The organism is Streptomyces sp. W16 (genome assembly GCF_033194735.1).
Lineage (GTDB): Bacteria > Actinomycetota > Actinomycetes > Streptomycetales > Streptomycetaceae > Streptomyces.
In genome coordinates, this window is sequence record NZ_JAWOAI010000962.1 from 1 (window position 1) to 1956 (window position 1956).

1 protein-coding gene is annotated in these 1956 nt (G+C 74.6%); it reads right to left on the reverse strand.

Going from position 1 to position 1956, the window contains the following annotated elements:
* On the reverse strand, nt 1–1813 hold a 1813-nt coding region (locus R6V09_RS51945), incomplete at its 3' end, for a type I polyketide synthase (protein ID WP_317888372.1).
* Nucleotides 1814–1956 lie beyond the last annotated feature (143 nt).

Genomic DNA, 1956 nt, shown 5'->3' on the forward strand with positions numbered 1-1956 from the left:
CCACATCGGCGGGGCGGGCCGCGCTCCCCACGGGCGTGCGCAGCCACGCGGCGAGCCTGGCGGCGGTGTCGCGGACCCGCTCGGTGTCGATGTCGGAGAGGAGATGCAGGCGGGCGGTCGATTCCTCCACCGCCGTGGCTCTGGGCTTCTCGGCCGCCCTGGCGCCGGACTTGTCGGCCTCCGTCGCCCCCGACCTCCCGGACGGAGGTATGGCAGGCCGCCATTCCTCCAGTACCGCATGGGCGTTGGTGCCACCGAAGCCGAAGCCCGAGACACCTGCCGTGGCCGTACCGCCGTAGCGGGGCCATGGCTCTGGCTCGGTGACCAGGCGCAGCCGTGTGTCGGCGAGCGAGGTGCCGTGCAGCGACGGCGGGACGAGGTCGTGGTGGAGTGCGAGGACCGTCTTCACCAGGCCGGCGAGACCGGCCGCGCATTCCAGGTGCCCGAGGTTGCCCTTCACCGAGCCCAGCAGCAAGGGCTGTTCGCGGTCACGGCCCGCGCCCAGCACCGCGCCGAGCGCGCCCGCCTCGATCGGGTCGCCCAGTGGGGTACCGGTCCCGTGCGCCTCCACATAGTCCACGTGGGCCGGGGCGAGTCCGGCCCGCCCGTACGCCGTGGCCAACAGGGCTTGCTGCGCGGCCGGGTTGGGGGCCAGCAGGCCGCCCGAGCGGCCGTCGGAGTTGACCGCGGTGGCGCGGATCACCGCGAGGACGCGGTCACCGTCGCGCTCGGCGTCGGACAGCCGTTTCAGCAGCACCGCCGCACAGCCCTCACCGCGCCCGATGCCGTCGGCCGTGGTGGCGAACGGCTTGCAGCGGCCGTCCGGCGCGAGCGCCCCCGCCCGGGCGAAGGCGACACCGACAACGGGGGAGAGCAGGACGTTGACCCCGGCGGCGATCGCCGTGTCGATCTCGCCGCCGCGCAGGCTCACGCAGGCCTGGTGCAGCGCGACCAGGGAGGACGAACAGGCCGTGTCCACAGCCATGTTGGGACCGTGGGTGTCCAGGACGTACGCCAGTCGGCCCGCCGTCACACTGAGTGCCGCGCCCGCCGGGGCCCAGGGGTCGACGGTGTGCGCGTCGGCGCCGGTGAGGCGGCCGTACTCCGGGGCCGAGACGCCGACGTAGATGCCGGTGGCCGTGCCCGCGAGGGCCGTGGCCGGGACGGCGGCGTGGTCGAGCGTCTCGCGGACGACCTCCAGGAGGATCCGCTGCTGGGGGTCCATCACCGAGGCCTCGCGCGGTGTGATCCGGAAGAAGTCGGCGTCGAACCCGGCGATGTCGTCCAAGTAGCCGCCGTACACGGGTGCTTCGGCGGGCGGGAACGGCGTGAAGTCGCCCCATCTGTCCTCGGGGACACGCCTGATCGCGTCGACGCCGTCGATCAGCAACTGCCAGTAGCCGTCGGGGCCGCGCACCCCGCCCGGCAGCCGGCAGCCGACCCCGATCACCGCGACGGGCTCGCCGGGCGCTGCCGGCACATCCGGCGCGGGGAGGTGACGCGGGTCGGAGTCGGGCCGGAGGCCGGTACCGCACACCCGTGCCACCAGCGCGTCCACGGTCGGCGCCTCCCACAGCAGCGTCGCCGGCAGTTCGTGCCCCGTCAGCAGCGACAACTCGCCCGCCAGCACGACCGCGTCCCGCGAGGACATACCGAATTCGGCCAGCGGCCGGTCCATCGCCACGTCACGCACCGGCGTGCCGTGCCACTCGGCCACCCGCTCCACGATCCGCAGCCGCAGCGCGTTCTCGGCGGCTGCCGTCACCCGGTGCCCCGTCCGGCGGCTCGGCCCGCTGTCGTCGGCGGCCGTCATCCCGTGGTCTCCGTCGCGTAGTCGCCCTCCAGATACCGGGCGCGGGTCAGGGCTCGTGACACCTTGCCGCTGGAGGTGCGGGGCACGGTGCCGGGAGCGACCAGGACGACATCGGCGAGCCGCAGCCCGTGCCGCGCGGAGAC